Here is a 17,601-nt window from a genome sequence, read left to right as displayed (position 1 = left end):
AATTCGCTATGTTTTTTCGCAAAAAAATGACAGCCAAAAACCCAACGATTTATAGGGTTCAAGGCTGTTTTATCTCTTTTTAACTGCAAAACTCAGGCTATAGTATAACATTTTTCAACAGGATTTTTAGACAAAATAATATTACATTTTCATTTCAAATGCTGTAATTTTTTTACTCCTGTGAAAATAATGGAAGTTTTTAAAGAAGTGAATTTTTTCGGGGAAGCCTGGTGCTGGACGCAGCCCATCCCATAAACTTTATAAATTCCTGAAGAACAAAAAGCCTGGCCCATATAAAAGTTGGGTCAAGCTTTCCTATACGTTAAACCATCAATTGTAACGTCAGTACCAGGTCATTTCTGGTCTGCAAGCCACGAAGCAATTAAATCTACATCATCACCAGTGGCCATTCCTCCAGGCATTGTTCCTTGATCGCCTTCTTTACCATTTTCGATAATATTGACAATCTCTTCCTTGGAATACTTGGATCCTACATCCGTTAAAGCTGGACCCGCACCACCGGATAAATCAGCGCCATGACAAGATGCACAACTGCTTTCAAACGCTTCCTGAGCAGCTGAAGCGTCCACTGTACCACCATTATCTGATGATCCATTTTCTTCTGTGGCATTGTCACCGTTATCTGCATTGTTGTCACCTGCGTTGTCATCCCCACCGCCGCCGCAAGCTCCGAGCACTAATGCAGATCCGAAAAGAACTGTAAATAGCCATTTCTTCATGCTTCAATCCCCCTAACAAAAGATTTTTTAACTATCACATTTATTATAACCATTTTATAAAAATTTAAAACCCTAGTACGGGGCAGGAAATGTTAACTTATAGCCAAAATGTACCAATGTCAATGCTTTTGCGAATTGTGTCTATTTCATGAATTTGTTTTACTATCACAAATGGAGCAGTTTAATTAATCTGGGAACGCAAGTAGGCATCAATAAACGGGTCAATATTCCCGTCCATTACTCCTTGTGTATTACCGACTTCGACATTTGTCCGGTGATCTTTGACCATGGAATATGGATGAAAAACATACGAACGAATTTGACTGCCCCAGCCAATTTCTTTTTGTTCGCCACGAATATCATTTAGCTCCTGCTGCTGGCGTTCAATCTCCAACTGGTACAATTTTGCCTTCAGCATCTTCATTGCCTGTTCCCGGTTCTGAATTTGCGATCGTTCTGATTGACAAGTAACGACTATATTTGTCGGTATATGCGTAATTCTAACAGCCGAATCAGTCGTATTTACATGCTGACCACCTGCACCACTGGAGCGATACGTGTCAATTTTCAGATCCTCTGTCTTGATGTCAATCGCAATTTCATCATTAAACTCTGGCATCACGTCACAAGAAACGAATGATGTATGTCTCCTGCCTGATGAATCAAAAGGAGAGATCCTTACTAATCGGTGGACACCTTTTTCTGCTTTTAAATACCCGTAAGCATTATGCCCTTTGATTAACAAGGTCACACTTTTCACGCCAGCTTCATCCCCAGGCAAATAATTTAGTGTCTCTACTTTAAAATCTTTATCCTCCGCCCAGCGCTGGTACATTCTTAGTAACATGCTTGCCCAGTCCTGTGATTCGGTTCCTCCAGCACCAGGATGAAGTTCCAATAATGCATTGTTTGCATCATACGGCTCACTTAACAGCATTTGCAATTCAAATTTATTTACTTTTTCGCGCAGGTTATTAATCCCGTTTTCCAAATCGGCAAATAGTTCCGGATCGTTCTCTTCTTTTACGAGCTCATAGCTTACTTGCAAATCATCCAGCTTTTCTTCAAGTTCGGTAAAATTATCGACATAGCCTTTTAAGCCATTTGTCTCTGTAATAATTTTTTGGGCAGCGTTTTGATCATCCCAAAAATCAGGGGCTGTCATCTCCTGCTCCAATTCTTCAATTCGGTCTTTCTTTGTCTCTAAGTCAAAGAGACCCCCTAAAATCGGCAATACGCGCCATAATGTTTTCTAATTCATGATTAATTTCCACTAATTCCATTCTCTTCACCTCGTTCGTTATTTTCAATTTCATGGAAAACACCCCCAATTCAGGGAGTGTTCGTTTACCGCCCATGACAATTTTTATATTTCTTGCCGCTTCCACACGGACATGGATCATTTCGACCAACGTTTTCTTTCTTCACATATGGTTTCCGCGATTTCTTCTTGTTATCCTCCCCACCGGAAACAGCTTGGGTATTTTTCACAACTTCCTGACGTTTCAGGTTTTCGCGGATTTGTGCTTTCATCACATATTTAGAAACCTCTTCTTCAATGGCAATAATCATTTGTTCGAACATATGGAAGCCTTCTGCCTGATACTCCTGCAATGGATCGTTTTGCCCGTATGCCCGTAAATGGATACCTTGCCGCAATTGATCCATCTGATCGATATGATCCATCCATTTTGTATCGACAGTTCGAAGTAAAATAACCTTCTCAAATTCCCGCATTTGTTCAGGTGTTAGTTCTTCTTCTTTTTCATCATATTTTTCTTTAATTTTTTCCATAATCAGCTCAATCATCTCTTCAGGCTCTTTGCCTAGTAAATCATCAGCTGTTATATCTTCCGGATCGAATAGGTTTCCATGCAAATACTCTATTATTGTACTTAGTTCCCAGTTTTCTTCCAAGTCATCAGCTGTGTGGGACTGGATAACGCGTTCAACCGTAGATTGCATCATCCCTTCAATTATTTCACGGAGATTTTCCGAATCAATAACGTCAAATCGCTGTTTATAAATAATTTCACGTTGTTGGCGTAAAACATCGTCATAGGACAATACGGTTTTGCGGGCGTCAAAGTTGTTACCCTCAACTCGTTTTTGCGCCGATTCAACAGCTCTTGAAACCATTTTACTTTCAATTGGCTGTGTATCATCCATGCCAAGCCGCTCCATCATTGAACGAAGATTATCGGAGCCAAAGCGGCGCATTAATTCGTCTTCCATCGACAAATAAAATTGCGACAATCCCGGGTCACCTTGACGTCCGGAACGTCCGCGCAGCTGGTTATCAATCCGGCGTGATTCATGCCGCTCTGTACCGATAACAGCAAGTCCGCCGAGATCAACTACCCCTTCGCCAAGTTTAATGTCTGTTCCACGGCCGGCCATGTTAGTTGCGATAGTTACCGCACCCTTTTGTCCGGCGTTTTCGATGATTTCTGCTTCTCTAAAATGATTTTTGGCATTCAAAACATTATGTTTGACACCCTTCTTTTTCAGCAGCTGAGAAATCAATTCAGACGTCTCAACAGCAACCGTACCAACTAATACCGGTTGTCCTTGTTCATAACGTTCCTTGATATTTTCCACAACAGCCCGAAACTTGCCCTCCATCGACTTATAAATCAGATCTGCCCGGTCATCACGTATAATCGGTTTATTTGTCGGAATTGCAATAACATCCATATTATAAATATTACGGAATTCCTCTTCTTCCGTTTTCGCTGTACCAGTCATTCCGGAAAGCTTTTGATACATTCGGAAAAAGTTCTGGAATGTGATGGATGCAAGTGTCATGCTTTCATTTTGGATTTGCAGGCCTTCTTTAGCCTCAATCGCCTGGTGAAGTCCATCACTGTAGCGTCGTCCCTTCATTAATCGGCCGGTAAATTGGTCGACAATAACGACTTCCCCTTCCTGGACAACGTAATCGGTATCCCGATGCATCGAAACATGAGCCTTCAATGCTTGGTTAATATGATGGGTTAACGTTACATGATTCAAATCGAATAGATTTTCGATCGAAAAGTAACGCTCTGCCTTATTGATACCTTCCTCTGTTAATTGCACACCCTTTGTTTTCTCATCATACGTGTAGTCCGTTTCCTTATTCAGTGTGTTGACAAACGAATTTGCCTGTTGGTACAGGGAAGCAGACTTTTGAGCAGATCCGGAAATAATTAATGGTGTTCTCGCTTCATCAATTAAAATCGAGTCAACCTCATCAATAATGGCAAAGTTTAGCGGCCGCTGCACCATTTGCTCTTTGTAAAGCACCATATTATCCCGCAAATAGTCAAAACCATACTCGTTGTTAGTGCCATACGTGATATCGCAATAGTATGCATCCCGCTTCTCTTCTTTTGACAACCCGTTTCCATTTAATCCGACCGTCAACCCAAGAAAGCCAAATAGCTCGCCCATTTCCCTCGCATCACGGTCAGCTAAATATTCGTTTACGGTTACAATGTGCACACCATTTCCCGAAAGTGCATTTAAATAAGCTGGCAAGGTCGAAGCAAGCGTCTTCCCTTCCCCGGTTTTCATTTCCGCTATATTTCCTTCATGAAGCGCGATTGCCCCCATCAGCTGAACGGGAAACGGACGCATGCCAAGGACACGTTTGGAAGCCTCACGAACGACGGCATATGCTTCAACCATCATATCGTCAAGACTTTCTCCGTTTTGATAGCGCTCTTTAAATTCTTCCGTTTTATTTTTCAGCTCATCGTCTGTTAATCTTTCATAGTCCGGCTCTAACGCCTCTATCTTATCTACAATCTTTTGATAACGATTGAGTTGTTTTTGATTTCCATCCCCAAAAATCTTTTTCAATAATCCAGGCATAATAAAACGCTCCTCGTAAAGTTAAAAATCGATATAGTATGTGTTTAAAAAGTTGCCAAATTAGCAGCAAACCAACTCTGGAGTTCACCATTTATCATTTGGTGACTTTTTGAACATCAATTATTTAATTTATGATAATCCACATCTTATAATAACACTTTGTGGACAAGAATGACAACTGCTTGCGCCGGTCTGGAACTTATCCATACTTCCTTTGACGATAATGAAAGAGCAGCCCGGGGCGGAGCTGCTCTTTCCATGAAGACTCATTGCGGATACTTTGCGGGAAATATGAGGCTGCTGTTGCGAGGAGAGTTCGTATCATGAGAGTGTATAATGATTCTCGTTATCATATTTACGTGCCAGCTCCGTCATTTTCCGGTTTGTTGCTGCGACAATTTCCATTAATTGTGTTATGGTTTCTTCATGTTGCTGTACTTTGACAACTAAGGCATCAAACGCGATATAATCCTGTTCGTTCATATGTATTTCCTCCTTGTAATTCGTTATGATAGTTATATCATGGAACAAATTTTAAGGCCAATCGCCATTTTTAAATTTTAGCTTGCAATTCGACAATATTTTCATGAAAAACAGCAAAATTCGACACCGTTTTACAGATAAATATTAAAAATGCAGGTTTTATCCAACGCCAAAATTAAATTTTAGCAATCCGTTCGACAAAATTGGACAAAATCGTCCTTGACTATTAAGAAAAGCGCACCGACTCTGACGTAAGCAGAATAGAACCTAAATTTTTACTTATAAAGAAAGGAGGGCTGACATATCATCAGCCCTCCTTTCTTTATTTTAACTATTCGGTTCAATTAATCCATATTTTCCGTCCTTCCGGCGATAAACAACGTTTGTATCGCCTGAGGCAGCGTTAGTGAAGACATAAAATGCATGTCCCAGCATATCCATTTGCAGAACTGCCTCTTCTGAATCCATTGGTTTTAGATCAAATCGTTTTGTTCTGACAATGTCCATTTCATCTTCTTCCAAATGTTCATTTGCTGATTCTGTTTCAATGTTGGCAAATACATGCTTAGGAGAACCGTTTTGCCGAAATTTACGATTTACTTTCGTTTTATATTTACGAATCTGTCTTTCCAGTTTATCTACCACAAGGTCGATGGCAGCATATAAATCCACATGCTGTTCCTCTGCGCGAAGCAACAAATTGGTCATTGGGATTGTAACCTCAATTCTCTGCTCATCATTATAGACACTTAAATTGACATGTACATCAGATGTCGGTGGTGTATCAAAGTATCTTTCCAGCTTGCTGATTTTCTTTTGCACATAATCACGTATAGCTCCAGTCACCTCAATATTCTCACCACGAATGTTGTATTTCATAAAAGTGTCCTCCTTTCATCCTTATGTATTTATTATACTACAATACCCCGTCCAATTCCTGCATAAACCAATAAATAATTGCAAAACCGGAAAGGATTAGTACCGATAAAATTCACAAAACCATTGTTGGGTTCCGTTAACTGAATACATCTTATTCCATAAAAAAATGAAAAGCCCAACAGAGCATTTCATTTTTTATTATCGAGAAACATACCATCCATCGTTTGGATCTTTTCATACGGATTTGTGTATGTTTTATTCGATTTTTTCTGTTTTTTGAACTGTTTCATTTCTCGTTTTAAATCAATAAAAAGTGCATTCATTTTTTGCTGGATCTTATTATTGAGCAGGACGATATCGCTACCCACTCGTTTTTCATCTTCAGTAAAAGGTGGTGGAACTTCTGGCAGCAGATCTCCTCTTTTTTCGATCAAAAGATTAACCTGACTAATAATTGTTTCCCGGTTCTTTGCATTGATATCCTGATCAAGCAGCTCTGCTAATTTTACCGTGATCTCGTAAAAAGGTTTCAGGCGGTTCATTAGATACTGGCCCCTTGTGCAAACTGCTTTTGCCGTGTTTTTAAAATAACCTGTTTCCATGTATCCCGGAATTCCATTGCAAAACCCAGTACCTCTTCAATTAAGGCAGCGTCATTTTTTACGTTGCCTTCTTTAAGCTGAAATTGCATATATTCATATAACGGCAATAGTTGATTGGAGATCTCCACTTCAGAATCCAAGGTAATCATTAACTCCTGAATAATACTTTGGGCCTTCTGGATGTTAGTATTTTTGGATTCATAATTTTTTTCATTTATATCTTTTATTGCCTGCTTAATAAACTTAATACAGCCATTGTACAACATTAACGTTAACTCCCCACCGGAAGCAGTATTGACTGCGTTATCCTGATAGGCCTTGTATTGCTTGCTTGTTGTCATCGGATCTCCCCCTTATTACTGCCCGCCAAACTGCTGCATTAAATAGGTTGACTGCTGATTCATTCGCTGGATCGCTTTTTCCATTGCCGTGAATTGACTCCAATAACGGTTTTCTACCTGGACCAGCCGATCCTCAAATGCATCAATTTGTTTATTTAAGCTTTTCATTTGTTTTCCAAGTGTATAGTTTTCCAGTGTATGGTATCCTTTACCCGCCCGTTCCTCAATTTTGTTAATAGTAGATGTGATCGCATCGTCAAGCCGGTTAATAATTCCACGGTCGTCGCCTTCTACATCATTGGAAAATAGCTTGTACACATTATCCGGGTCATTTCGCAATGCTTCTTTTAATTTTGCTTCGTCTTTTACAATAAGCTTCCCGCCATCCAGATAGTCACTTGATGTTGTAATTCCCAGCTGGGTCAAGGATGTTATCTTTCCGCCTGTTTTGACGTTGGCGTACCAGCTGCGGCGCATGGCAAACAAGCCATCTGAAATAGCCGATTCACCTCGTAAAATACCACTTTTCGCCTTTTCTTCCCATAATTCAATCTCATCTTCCGACATTTCCTTTTTCTGTTCTTCAGTCAGTGGTTTGTAGTCCCGGTATTTTTCCTCCTGTTGTGTGCCATTTAATTTTTCAACTACTTCATTGTACTTATCAATAAATTTCATGATGGAATCAAACGCAGCATCAGCATCATTCTTAACTGTTAACGTTGCACTGCCATCTGTAACATTTTTAAATTGAAAGGTTATCCCGTTTAATTTATAAGAATTGTCCTTGGAAGTCATTTCGACGTCATTATAGGTAAATATGGCATCCTTTCCACCTTTTTCTTCACCTAAATTCAAATTTTGTACAAAAAGCGGGCTTTTGTCAAAAACGATTTCCGCCCCGTCCTTATTATAATCACCAGTTCGTGTTGTTTCCAGAAACACTTTCTTTGACTGTGAATCATAAAAAGCGCGGACGTTTTTATCTTCCTTGTTAATTTTATTTAAGATGCTATTTAGCGTATCCTCATCTGTTACCTGTACGGTATGCTCAACCATATTTCCTTCCTTTTCATCGTACGTGGAAAATTTGATTTCCGAACCAAGGTCAATATCAACCTCCTTCAACAGCTTGTCAGGGTCGATATCCAACTCACCTGTACGGATCGCAGAACTGGCAAGCTGTGTAACAGCAATGTTATATGTCCCATTCGTTGAGCTAGTTGATCCGGTTGCTGTAACAGCGCCCTCCTGTGAAGAGCTTACCAATTTTGTTTTATATGTGGTGCTTAATTTCATATTGTACATCATTTCGTCTAATTCCAATAAAGATTTATTAATGTCTCGAAAACTATCCCGTTTCCAAGTAAGGGTTGTCCGATCCTGTTCCATTCGATCAAGTGGCATTCGTTCAGCCGCCATTAATTTATTGACAAGCTGATCGATATCCATTCCTGAAGCTAACCCGCCTATCCGCATGCAAATCACTCCTTATATTTTTTCATCCACCAAAAGCCCCATAAATTCGGCCATCGAGGCATACATATCTAGCATTTTTTTCGGTGGTATTTCTTTGATTACTTCATCGGTAATCGGGTTTACAACTGTTACGTAGTACTCGTGCAATTCTTCATGGAATACAAACTTTAAATTTGTCTGCAAAGGTTCCATCATTTCGTTTAGGTTTGACACAACGGTTTCAACTTTATCTGTATTGTTGATCGTTTCATCTTGTACGTTTTGGGTTATTACATTTTGAACTTTGGATCCGTTTAATGCAGTTGTCATTTGCTTGCTGTCATTTCTATATTGCAAGGGATGGGATCCGGCTTTCACCATTTCTAACCTCATTGCCCAATGCAACTCCTCTTGCCCCGCTATTTATCTTTTATATCGGCTGAAATAAGGGAATAGTGAAGACTCTTATGTGTTCTTTTCATTGTTTAATAGCTGCAGCAAGTCTGTTGGCGTACTTGCCGCTTCATTGTTTTGCCGTTGAATATCCAAATAAATTTCGCTTCGGTGAATATCAACCGATTTCGGTGCATGAATCCCCAGTTTCACTTGGTCGCCGTCAATTTCCAGCACCTTTACTTCAATTGACTCCCCTATTTGTATCGCTTCATTTTTCTTTCTGGTCAGGACAAGCATCGTTATTCCCCTTTCCCATTCGTTACAGCTGACGGAGCAATTGGCGCCTTCGATTCGTACTCATCTGTATTTAATATGTATTGCTTTCCCTGTCTGTTTTTCCAATTCAGGATAACTGGTGCTTTTAAATTTAACGTGCTTTGTTCAAATGGATTGGATAATGTAACAATGGAAAAAACTGCAACATCCCGTTCATTTTCAATTTGTAAGCTTTCCAGTATGCTATCATCCAGATCAAATGTATATCCCTGATAAAAGTTATACGGGGTCGTTACAACGAAGGCAACGGATTGTGTCATTACCGACTGTAATAATTGAAAAACGGGGTTCTCCGGAAAATCCAATAACACAAATTCTTTATCCTCCCCAAACCCAGGCAGCCCAGCTGGAAACTGAATTCGCTTTGCATCGTCAATCTCCAGCTCCCCCAAATATTTTGTTTGAATTTTCATTTTACACCACTCCTTTACTAGCAGTTTGTGATCAAAAAGTTACCTAAATTGGCAAAAAATGAGATAATCGTTATTTCTCATTCACTTCTGTACATTTTCTAATGCTTCTGAATTTAAATTGACAAAATCAATGTTTAAATCCTGATATTGCTTCATACTGATCGTGACATTGCCTCGTTCATATCGGTGGATTGGCTGATGGGATTTCGCATTGATTATCGGCCGATGTACCTTTACATCAACTTGTACATTCGATGACTGATAATCCATTTTTACTGCGAATGATGAAGGAATAAACTTTATCCCAAGTGTTTTCATCCCGTCGTACCCATTTTCAATCGCTTGGCTAACCACGGGATTTCTTTTATTTTCAATTTCCATCAGCTCATTTCCCTGCTGAACCCGTCGCTTGATCCCTTCCATCAATCCTTGCTGTCCCTCACTCGCAAACTTTTCAATTCGTTTTAAAATAGGCATCAGGTCCATATCTTCCCATGCCTGTCTCTGATCGATCGTGAGCTTTGATGGTGTCGTTTTCATGGAGATTTCTGCATTAGGCTGCTGAATCGAGAGTTCCGCTTCCGGCTGCCTTAATTCCTGCTGACCGGCTGTTTGCTGAACGCGTATTTGTGCCATTTGTGAAGTCATCCGTATTTGTGGTAACTGCATAGCCCTGCCTCCTGGCTGAAAAAATTAAAAAATAGAGCCCTGTTCAACAGACAGTAAGACCCCCATTTGGAGGCCTTCAAAAGAATATAGAAGGATAAGTGGGGGTCTTACTGCCCGTAAAGGTCTGATTAAGGAATATAGACTAAAGCGCCACGTCCTGTGGGTCGCCTTCCCCGCTGAATGAATTCTCATCTTATCAGCGGAGTCAAGGCTTAAAAATTATCTAGCGGAGAAAGTCTAATAATGTCGGCTGTATGATCCTTGAACCAGCTGATAATGTGGCACGATGGATGCTTTCCTGCGTTATTAAATTTGTAATAACTTTTTCATAATCTATATCTTCGTTTTTCGACATTGTTCTTTTTGCTATAATTTCTTGCTGATTTAAGCGGTTTTCTACAAGCTCCAGCCGATTCATCCGTGCACCAAGATCTGCTCTTGTGTTTATTACATTATCAATATTTTTATCCAAAGTGCCGATGCTTTGTTCAATAGCTTTCTGGTCATTATTTCCTAATGCACTTATAAAGTTGTCGATATCATCGAAAAGTTTTTCAGAAAATACATTTTCAGCATTAACATTAGCTTGCAGCTTTGTACCATTTGCGACCTCAATCGTGACCGGATTTGTGTTTTGGTTAATCTGCAGATCCCCATTATCATCAACTGTGATTGGTGCCTCATCTGTATTGGTTCCATTAAAAATATACTTCCCGTTTACCTTGGTATTGGCTATATCAATTATATGTTCTTTTAGCTGTTCAGCCTCTTCCATGATATTTTTACGTTCCGCTTCATCATACGTATCTGTACTTGCTTGTATTGCCAGTTCTCTTAATCTCCCCAATGCTTGGGTTGTTTTATCAAGGGCAGCATCAGAATTATCCATCCAGTTATGTACTTCATTGGTATTTCGAATATATTGTTCAATTTCCGTTACCTGGGTTCGATAATTCATCCCTTTCATTGCTACAACAGGATCATCAGACGGGCGGGTAATCTTTTTACCGGTATTGAGCTGATCCATGTATGTACCCAAGTTTTCATAGCTTTTCGATAAATTTCGCAGCATATTATTGGACAACATACTTTGCGTAATTCGCATAACTACTAACCTACCTTCCTGTCAAACCCATATTATTGATTATCCGGTCAATCATCTCATCAACTGCCGTCATACTTCTTGCTGCTGCATTGTAAGCATGCTGGAATTTGATCAAATTCGACATTTCCTCATCCAATGAAACGGAGCTGACAGACATCCTTCGGCCATCTACTTGAGAACGGAGAATGGCGGTATTGTTAGTCATACGGTTTGCTTCCCGTGCCCGTACGCCAAGGTCACCAATAAGGGAATCGTAATATTCTCTTACCGATGCATTTTTACCCAATCCAGGTATATCCTGATCAAACACCTCAGCTAATGCAGAAGCATTATCACCATTTCCTGCCGTTCCATCCGAACTTGCAGCTAATAAATCCGGATCATCCAAAATGGCTTGGGAAACGGTTAACGATTCAGCAGCACCAATCCCGCTAGTAAATTCAAAGAACGCCCCACCATTATTCCCTTCCAGGTCTTTACCATTTTCATGTACCTTATTAAATGCGGATGCGAATTCTTCTGCCAATTTGTCTAAGTTTGCAAGCATATCTGTGTATTCGCCTGTTACAATTGAATTGCCAGCTGAATCTTCAGCAATATATCCATACGATTCGATAAACCCTCTAAATGAGCCATTTACAGGAAAATTTGCTACATCAAAATGCTCATTTCCAATCGAGATCATTTCTACTGCATTACGATTCTCACTACCATCCGAATAGGTTACGGCAAACTCCTGAATTTCTCCCGTTTGGCCATTTACCAACGTAATTGGCGGATTCAATGATTTTCCATCATTATCAACGACCTCGATAGTCGCAAGGCCATCCGCAATATCTAATGAACTTTCCCCACTTTTATCATAACTAACTTTAATATTAACAATAGTTGATAATTCATCTATCAAACGATCGCGTTCATCATACAGGTCATTAGCCAGATAGCCGTGCGGTTCGATACTTTTTATTTGCTGATTAATCTCATTGACTTGTCGTATTAATGAATTTGCATCCGTTACGGTCACATCAATTTGCGCTTTTAAATCGGATCGAATTGAATTTAGTGAATTCGCGAAATAGTTGAACGTATTTGCAAGTGCTTGCCCCCGTTGTGCAACTACTGAGCGTGCACCAGAGTTTTCAGGATTCCCGGATAGATCCTGAAGTGATTGCCAAAACTCATCCATTGTTTTCTTAAGACCGTTTTCAGATGGTTCATTCAACAATTCCTCCATCCGGCTAATCGCATCTGACTTTGTTTCCCAATACCCCACCTTACTGTTTTCGGCACGATATTGGTAATCTAAAAACTTATTGCGAATGCGTTCCACAACGCCCGCTTGAACGCCGGTACCCATTTGTCCAGGAATCTGCGGCCTGTTTCTTGATGCAGTTGGATAGCCTGGAAGTGTCTCAAAATTCACACGTTGTCTTGTATACCCCTGTGTATTTGCATTAGCAATATTATTGCCAAGTGTATATAAAGCCGATTGCTGGGCAAACAGTGCCTGCTTGGCCATTTCCAATCCATGAAATGTACTCAATTTCCTATACCCCCCTCTTGGCAGCACAAATAACTTTAGTCCTGTTATGCCTTGGAATCGAACACCGATCGGTTAGCTGATTCATTTGCATGTTTATCACCATAATTCATTTTTTTGATGGATGGATCGATCATGTCCAGAGATAATTCAACAAATTGCATTGATTGTTGAATTAATGCTTGATTCAATTGCTCTTGTTGCTTCAATTTTACAATTACCTCGGTTAAGGTATTGGCTATTTGTGCCATTTCAGTTCCAGTTTCTTCACCGGAAATTTCGTTAAGCATAGTCGTTATGGTCACTTCTTTACCAGAAATTCGCTGCTCGGAAAACCAATCCTCTACTTCTTTTTGCCGTTTCTCTTCTTCCTGCCCCAATGTCCGGACGTAACGGCGCTCTTTAATAAGTAATGACTGCAATTTTTCAACAGAGCCTTCTTTGATTACAACTGTCTTTTGTTCGGAAAGTTCTAAAAGTGATTCATGTATGGTGACTAGTTTCTCAAGCGATTGTATGATTGTTTGAATGGTCAAAACCGGTGTCCTCCTCTATCGTTCCTTTGACCAAAAAGCGATCATTTTTTGTGCAGTCTTTTCAGGATTCACCTGATATTCGCCGGATTCTACTGCCTGTTTTATATCCTGCACATATTTCGCACGTTCAGCATTCGGCTGGCTATTTTCCTGAAGCTGCTTTGCCTGCTTTGATATTTCCAATTGATCGGATTGGTTTCGATCTTTTTTATATTCTGCCTGTTTTTGTATGTGGTTTTTATATGGATTGAAATTTGTCTGGTTCGGGCCATGGATTTTCATCGTGAAAAATCACCCCACCTTTCATCAACTGCTATAAGTACGTGTTCAAAAGCTGCCAAATTAGCAACAAGCAATCTCCTGGGTTCGCCGGTTATCATTTAGCAACCTTTTGAACATCCTCTTATACATTTATTATCGGCATAATTGTTTAAAAGTTAAAGACCTATTACACTTTCTTGTTACTGTCAAATGTGTAATAAATGGATTCCTGTTTGTCCAGTCTTTCCTTCCGTTCCACTTCTCTTCGCTCCATTTCTTCCTGTTTTTCTAAATCATTTAAAAGTTCCCGCGAGCATGTTGCACATAATTTACCAGAAATAATAGCTGTCCCGCATTTGTCGCATGGGTAGGCAAGCTTCGGAAACTGCGATGTACGCAACCGCTTATCCTTAATGAATTTGATAATCAGCTCTTCTTCCACACCTGTTGCTTTAACAATTTCCAGCAATGTTGCTTCCCGATTTTTCCGTATACGTAAAAATTGGTATACTGTTTCGAAGGCTTTTTCTTCCTCTTTATAACAATTTTGACAAATATCCCGGATACTTTTCACAAACACCGCACCACAGCGAGAGCAATTTGCTAACTCAGCCATCCCAGGTCCCCCCTTACTCTTCTATTGTACTATACCAAAAAGCCATCAATGTTTCTGCTTTCCGGTTGATATTCCAGCTCTCCGGTCGATGTTTCCACTCTACGGTTGATGCTCCCGCTCTCAGGTCCCGTTACCCGCGAATCAGGGTGAACGCATACACGTCCGGACAGCCATTTTGCTTTAATAATCTGGCGGCATGACGCAATGTTGTACCTGTTGTATATATATCATCGACAAGAAGGATCGGTTTGTTAACTTTTTTCGTAATGGTAAAGGGATTTTTTGTGTTGAGCCGTTCTTTTCTCGTTTTCTTTGACTGTTTTTCTCCATGAATACGGGCAACGGTTTCTGCTTGCTTTAAGGGGATAAAATCTGCCAGCATTTTCGCCTGATTGAAGCCGCGTTCCAGCAATCTTTCTTCGCTTAATGGTATCGGGACAGCAATCGTATGCTTTGGCAAAAAATGAAAATGCTGCTTGAATGCCTGATGAAAATGGCTTTTAAAAATGTTGCCCAAACAGTAATCGCCACGATATTTCCACTTTGTAACCATATCCTGTATCGCTTCATTATAAGCAAAAACAGAATAATTGCTTGTTAAGGCATCACGCTCTTTGCTATGGGTTTCCCACCATCTACAATCAGCGCACACGTTTTCTTCACACATCCGGCTGCAGCGGGCACATCGTTTTCCTGTCAGCTTTTCCAGCTTCTGTTCACATGCTTTGCAAATAGATGCCGGCCTCGATAAAAACAGCAACGTACTCCAATTCGTTTCCGCAATTGTCTGCTGGTTACACCATAAGCAGTGCATCACCGAAAACCTCCTCGCCTATTCATCGCAACAATCGATTTTACCGCCTCGACCATTGCATCTGTTTTCCCATCATGAAGGAATAGCACTTCACCTGCAGGATCATCAGGGCTTCTGCCAGCGCGCCCGGCGATTTGTACCAGTGCCGCTTCATCAAATACAACATGTCCCGCATCAAACACCACAACATCAACGGAAGGAAAGGTAACACCACGTTCAAGGATTGTCGTCGTGAGCAGCATAAAAATCGCTTTCTGTCTGAATTGCTGTACCTTCTCTGCCCGATCCGGATCCGATGCATGCACAGACGTAATGGCTTTTTCCTCATCCAGCAATCCCAAATCCCGTAATCGTTTCGTTAGTTCTCTTCTCATTTTCTCGGCCAGTTCAATTGTCGGCACAAACAAGAGCAATTGACGCTTCGGATTTACACGGCTTTGTATCCATCTTATGAACACTTTGGGTGGCACATAGTTTGTTAGATCTTTTTTGAGGGAAAAACACATTCTTAACTTAGGTACTGGCAAAGGCCTGCCATGAAAACGGGTTGGGACAAAAATATGCTCCAATTTTTTGCTAGCGATTTGCATTCGTTGCTTTTTTCGTGGGGTCGCGGTTAAATAGATCGTTGTGCTGTCCGGGTTTCGCGCCCGACTAGCGGCAAAAGGCAGGGAGGGATCAGCATGGAATGGGAAGGCGTCAATTTCATCGATGATTTGCACGTCAAATGCATGCTGAAAGCGGAGTAATTGGTGGGTTGTTGCCAAAATCATTTGTGCTGTTCCGGCCTTCTCCTCACTGCCACCATACAACCCCTGGATCGTAACATTTCCGAATGCCTCTCTAAAGCGTGGCAGAAGCTCCCGTACAACATCCGCTCTTGGCGTTGCTAAGCAAATACGTTTACCAAGTTTTAGCGCCTCTGTAATTCCCGGGAAAAGCATCTCGGTTTTTCCAGCTCCACATACTGCCCAAACTAGCAGCTCTTTTTCCTTTCTTTCGATTGCTTGTACAATCCTGTCTGCTGCAAGCTGCTGTCGATCGGTAAGCTGGCCACCCCACGAGCAGGGATTTTCAAAGGTCTGCCAATCTGGTACGGGGCCTGTCCATTGATAAAGGGCTTCACATTCCATCACTCTGCCCATTTCGATACACTTTCGGCAATAAAGATGCTCCTTTTTACAGGTGGAACAGGGAATTTTTGCGAACAAGGAGGAGTCTTGATTACCACATCTCGTACATTGATGCTGAAAAAACTTTCTGGTGATTGCAGGAAAGGGTTTAAAATAACCAGAAGAAACCAGCTGCTGGAATAGATCATCGTCTAGAGGAATCTCGCTTCGCAGTAATAATTTCCCAGCAAACTGCATGGCATGCATGTCAATTGTTTCCGTGTTTGCAGGGTTCATCAGATTTCACGCTCCTATTTATTTTTTTGAACATATCCCTGTGAAGTTTAGGTGGAATGAAGTGTTTGATCTAAGAGAAAGGCGGAATTGTTTCTTAATTTGAGGAACATTATAAACAAGTCGGGTATCTGGCTGAACTGGGGAATCACTATTCGTTATCATTCAGTGGAAACATAAGAATCGCTACCACTGAATGATTACTTATTCTATTTTGCATACCAGGCGATTCCTATCGCTCCTTCGCCTAAATGGGTGCCGATTACCGGGCCAAAATAGCTTATCATGATATCTAATCCAGGATGATCTTCTGTTATTTCTTGTTGCAGTTCCCGTGCCGCTTCTTCACAATTGGCGTGGATGATCACAACTTTAAGGGCTTTTCCTTTACTAATATCATCCTCCAGCATTCCAACAATCCGATTTAGCGCCTTTTTCCGTGTACGAATTTTTTCGAATGGCACAATAACTTTATCGACAAAATGCAGGATTGGCTTCACTTGCAGCAGACTGCCAACAATCGCCTGCGCACTGTTCAGACGACCACCGCGCTGCAAATTTTTCAAATCGTCAACCATGAAATAAGCACGCATGCTCTGTTTCATCTCATCAAGCCGTGCCATAATTTCTTCAGGTGGCTTATTTTCCTTGGCCATTTTCACTGCCTCAAAAACGTAAAATCCTTGGGCCATACAGCTTAATTCGGAATCGTAGGTGTAAACGGAGATTCCTTCCACCATTTCACCTGCACTCGCCACCGCTTGACAGGTTCCGCTAATACCACTGGAAAGATGAATGGAAATAACTGCATCATAATCTGCCGCAAGCCTGGTTAGTTTTTCTGTTATATAACCGATCGATGGCTGGGAGGTTTTTGGCAATTCTTCAGCTTCTCTCACCTTTTGATAAAACGCCTCGGTCGTTATGTCAATTTCCTCCTGATAGGATGTGTCACCGAATACGACACTAAGTGGAACCATATGGATACCCAGTTCTTTCCGTGTTTCAGCAGGTATATATGCCGTACTGTCTGTCATTACAGCAATCCTCATGTCATACCTTCTCCTTTAAATAATAGTAAGCATGTATGTAAATGATAAATTCGGATTCATACTTTATTTTACATGAAGCAAAAACAAATTGCATCACTA

The 17,601-nt window shown here is 40.7% G+C and carries 20 protein-coding genes; all 20 read right to left on the bottom strand.

Features of this window, described 5'->3' with window-relative positions; all coding sequences use genetic code 11:
• Positions 1 to 353 precede the first annotated feature (353 nt).
• Positions 354 to 740, bottom strand: coding sequence for a cytochrome c551 (gene cccB / locus IEX12_RS18085; protein ID WP_188725637.1), 387 nt, complete (start codon positions 738 to 740; stop codon positions 354 to 356).
• Between the two features lie 181 nt (positions 741 to 921).
• Positions 922 to 2,023, bottom strand: a protein-coding gene (prfB, locus tag IEX12_RS18080; protein ID WP_102416309.1) for a peptide chain release factor 2 whose coding sequence is annotated in 2 segments (ribosomal slippage) — positions 922 to 1,950 and positions 1,952 to 2,023 — 1,101 coding nt in all. Because the reading frame shifts where the segments join, the coding sequence is not laid out codon by codon here.
• Between the two features lie 64 nt (positions 2,024 to 2,087).
• On the bottom strand, positions 2,088 to 4,598 hold the full coding sequence (secA, locus tag IEX12_RS18075) for a preprotein translocase subunit SecA (protein WP_188725636.1): 2,511 nt from the start codon (positions 4,596 to 4,598) through the stop codon (positions 2,088 to 2,090).
• 321 nt (positions 4,599 to 4,919) lie between these two features.
• Positions 4,920 to 5,081 carry a hypothetical protein gene (locus tag IEX12_RS18070; protein ID WP_155554865.1) on the bottom strand — a complete coding sequence of 54 codons (162 nt, stop codon included), beginning with the start codon at positions 5,079 to 5,081 and terminating at the stop codon, positions 4,920 to 4,922.
• Between the two features lie 327 nt (positions 5,082 to 5,408).
• Positions 5,409 to 5,960 (bottom strand): ribosome hibernation-promoting factor, HPF/YfiA family, encoded by a 552-nt coding sequence (gene hpf, locus IEX12_RS18065; protein WP_088052957.1) that lies wholly within the window; start codon positions 5,958 to 5,960, stop codon positions 5,409 to 5,411.
• Between the two features lie 188 nt (positions 5,961 to 6,148).
• Positions 6,149 to 6,502: a flagellar protein FliT gene (gene fliT, locus IEX12_RS18060; RefSeq protein WP_088052956.1), complete on the bottom strand. Its 354-nt coding sequence runs from the start codon at positions 6,500 to 6,502 to the stop codon at positions 6,149 to 6,151.
• Positions 6,502 to 6,903 (bottom strand): flagellar export chaperone FliS, encoded by a 402-nt coding sequence (gene fliS, locus IEX12_RS18055; RefSeq protein WP_155554866.1) that lies wholly within the window; start codon positions 6,901 to 6,903, stop codon positions 6,502 to 6,504. Before fliS ends, fliT begins: the two co-directional genes overlap by 1 nt.
• A 15-nt stretch (positions 6,904 to 6,918) precedes the next feature.
• Positions 6,919 to 8,379, bottom strand: a complete 1,461-nt coding sequence (locus tag IEX12_RS18050) for a flagellar hook-associated protein 2 (RefSeq protein WP_088052954.1) — start codon at positions 8,377 to 8,379, stop codon at positions 6,919 to 6,921.
• 12 nt (positions 8,380 to 8,391) lie between these two features.
• Positions 8,392 to 8,751 carry a flagellar protein FlaG gene (gene flaG, locus IEX12_RS18045; protein WP_088052953.1) on the bottom strand — a complete coding sequence of 120 codons (360 nt, stop codon included), beginning with the start codon at positions 8,749 to 8,751 and terminating at the stop codon, positions 8,392 to 8,394.
• A gap of 72 nt (positions 8,752 to 8,823) precedes the next feature.
• The gene (csrA, locus tag IEX12_RS18040) at positions 8,824 to 9,051 is read right to left on the bottom strand and encodes a carbon storage regulator CsrA (protein WP_088052952.1); all 228 of its coding nucleotides are present in this window, start codon (positions 9,049 to 9,051) and stop codon (positions 8,824 to 8,826) included.
• A gap of 2 nt (positions 9,052 to 9,053) precedes the next feature.
• Positions 9,054 to 9,503, bottom strand: coding sequence for a flagellar assembly protein FliW (fliW, locus tag IEX12_RS18035; RefSeq protein ID WP_088052951.1), 450 nt, complete (start codon positions 9,501 to 9,503; stop codon positions 9,054 to 9,056).
• Between the two features lie 81 nt (positions 9,504 to 9,584).
• Positions 9,585 to 10,172, bottom strand: coding sequence for a DUF6470 family protein (locus IEX12_RS18030; RefSeq protein WP_155554867.1), 588 nt, complete (start codon positions 10,170 to 10,172; stop codon positions 9,585 to 9,587).
• Positions 10,173 to 10,395: 223 nt separating this feature from the next.
• The gene (flgL, locus tag IEX12_RS18025; protein WP_188725635.1) at positions 10,396 to 11,277 is read right to left on the bottom strand and encodes a flagellar hook-associated protein FlgL; all 882 of its coding nucleotides are present in this window, start codon (positions 11,275 to 11,277) and stop codon (positions 10,396 to 10,398) included.
• 10 nt (positions 11,278 to 11,287) lie between these two features.
• Positions 11,288 to 12,820, bottom strand: coding sequence for a flagellar hook-associated protein FlgK (flgK, locus tag IEX12_RS18020; protein WP_155554869.1), 1,533 nt, complete (start codon positions 12,818 to 12,820; stop codon positions 11,288 to 11,290).
• A gap of 44 nt (positions 12,821 to 12,864) precedes the next feature.
• Positions 12,865 to 13,353: a flagellar protein FlgN gene (locus IEX12_RS18015; RefSeq protein WP_155554870.1), complete on the bottom strand. Its 489-nt coding sequence runs from the start codon at positions 13,351 to 13,353 to the stop codon at positions 12,865 to 12,867.
• Positions 13,354 to 13,368: 15 nt separating this feature from the next.
• Positions 13,369 to 13,635, bottom strand: coding sequence for a flagellar biosynthesis anti-sigma factor FlgM (gene flgM, locus IEX12_RS18010; protein ID WP_088052946.1), 267 nt, complete (start codon positions 13,633 to 13,635; stop codon positions 13,369 to 13,371).
• 166 nt (positions 13,636 to 13,801) lie between these two features.
• The gene (locus IEX12_RS18005) at positions 13,802 to 14,230 is read right to left on the bottom strand and encodes a TIGR03826 family flagellar region protein (protein ID WP_088052945.1); all 429 of its coding nucleotides are present in this window, start codon (positions 14,228 to 14,230) and stop codon (positions 13,802 to 13,804) included.
• Positions 14,231 to 14,360: 130 nt separating this feature from the next.
• A complete protein-coding gene (locus IEX12_RS18000) occupies positions 14,361 to 15,044 on the bottom strand; it encodes a ComFC family protein (protein ID WP_102414928.1) in 684 nt (227 codons plus the stop codon).
• Positions 15,044 to 16,453 carry an ATP-dependent helicase ComFA gene (locus IEX12_RS17995; protein ID WP_188725634.1) on the bottom strand — a complete coding sequence of 470 codons (1,410 nt, stop codon included), beginning with the start codon at positions 16,451 to 16,453 and terminating at the stop codon, positions 15,044 to 15,046. The genes IEX12_RS18000 and IEX12_RS17995 overlap by 1 nt, the downstream gene beginning before the upstream one ends.
• Positions 16,454 to 16,659: 206 nt before the next feature.
• Positions 16,660 to 17,502, bottom strand: coding sequence for a DegV family protein (locus IEX12_RS17990; protein ID WP_188725633.1), 843 nt, complete (start codon positions 17,500 to 17,502; stop codon positions 16,660 to 16,662).
• Between the last annotated feature and the right edge of the window lie 99 nt (positions 17,503 to 17,601).

The sequence above is a fragment of the Lentibacillus populi genome (genome assembly GCA_014642895.1).
Lineage (GTDB): Bacteria > Bacillota > Bacilli > Bacillales > Amphibacillaceae > Lentibacillus_C > Lentibacillus_C populi.
Note: the sequence above shows the minus strand (reverse complement) of the source record. Positions and strands in the feature narration are given on the sequence as shown.

Coding starts and splice junctions, on each gene's coding strand:
- cccB (WP_188725637.1), bottom strand. CDS start 740: ATGAAGAAATGGCTATTTACAGTTCTTTTCGGATCTGCATTAGTGCTC.
- secA (WP_188725636.1), bottom strand. CDS start 4,598: ATGCCTGGATTATTGAAAAAGATTTTTGGGGATGGAAATCAAAAACAA.
- IEX12_RS18070 (WP_155554865.1), bottom strand. CDS start 5,081: ATGAACGAACAGGATTATATCGCGTTTGATGCCTTAGTTGTCAAAGTA.
- hpf (WP_088052957.1), bottom strand. CDS start 5,960: ATGAAATACAACATTCGTGGTGAGAATATTGAGGTGACTGGAGCTATA.
- fliT (WP_088052956.1), bottom strand. CDS start 6,502: ATGAACCGCCTGAAACCTTTTTACGAGATCACGGTAAAATTAGCAGAG.
- fliS (WP_155554866.1), bottom strand. CDS start 6,903: ATGACAACAAGCAAGCAATACAAGGCCTATCAGGATAACGCAGTCAAT.
- IEX12_RS18050 (WP_088052954.1), bottom strand. CDS start 8,379: ATGCGGATAGGCGGGTTAGCTTCAGGAATGGATATCGATCAGCTTGTC.
- flaG (WP_088052953.1), bottom strand. CDS start 8,751: ATGAGGTTAGAAATGGTGAAAGCCGGATCCCATCCCTTGCAATATAGA.
- csrA (WP_088052952.1), bottom strand. CDS start 9,051: ATGCTTGTCCTGACCAGAAAGAAAAATGAAGCGATACAAATAGGGGAG.
- fliW (WP_088052951.1), bottom strand. CDS start 9,503: ATGAAAATTCAAACAAAATATTTGGGGGAGCTGGAGATTGACGATGCA.
- IEX12_RS18030 (WP_155554867.1), bottom strand. CDS start 10,172: ATGCAGTTACCACAAATACGGATGACTTCACAAATGGCACAAATACGC.
- flgL (WP_188725635.1), bottom strand. CDS start 11,277: ATGCGAATTACGCAAAGTATGTTGTCCAATAATATGCTGCGAAATTTA.
- flgM (WP_088052946.1), bottom strand. CDS start 13,635: ATGAAAATCCATGGCCCGAACCAGACAAATTTCAATCCATATAAAAAC.
- IEX12_RS18005 (WP_088052945.1), bottom strand. CDS start 14,230: ATGGCTGAGTTAGCAAATTGCTCTCGCTGTGGTGCGGTGTTTGTGAAA.
- IEX12_RS18000 (WP_102414928.1), bottom strand. CDS start 15,044: ATGCACTGCTTATGGTGTAACCAGCAGACAATTGCGGAAACGAATTGG.
- IEX12_RS17995 (WP_188725634.1), bottom strand. CDS start 16,453: ATGAACCCTGCAAACACGGAAACAATTGACATGCATGCCATGCAGTTT.
- IEX12_RS17990 (WP_188725633.1), bottom strand. CDS start 17,502: ATGAGGATTGCTGTAATGACAGACAGTACGGCATATATACCTGCTGAA.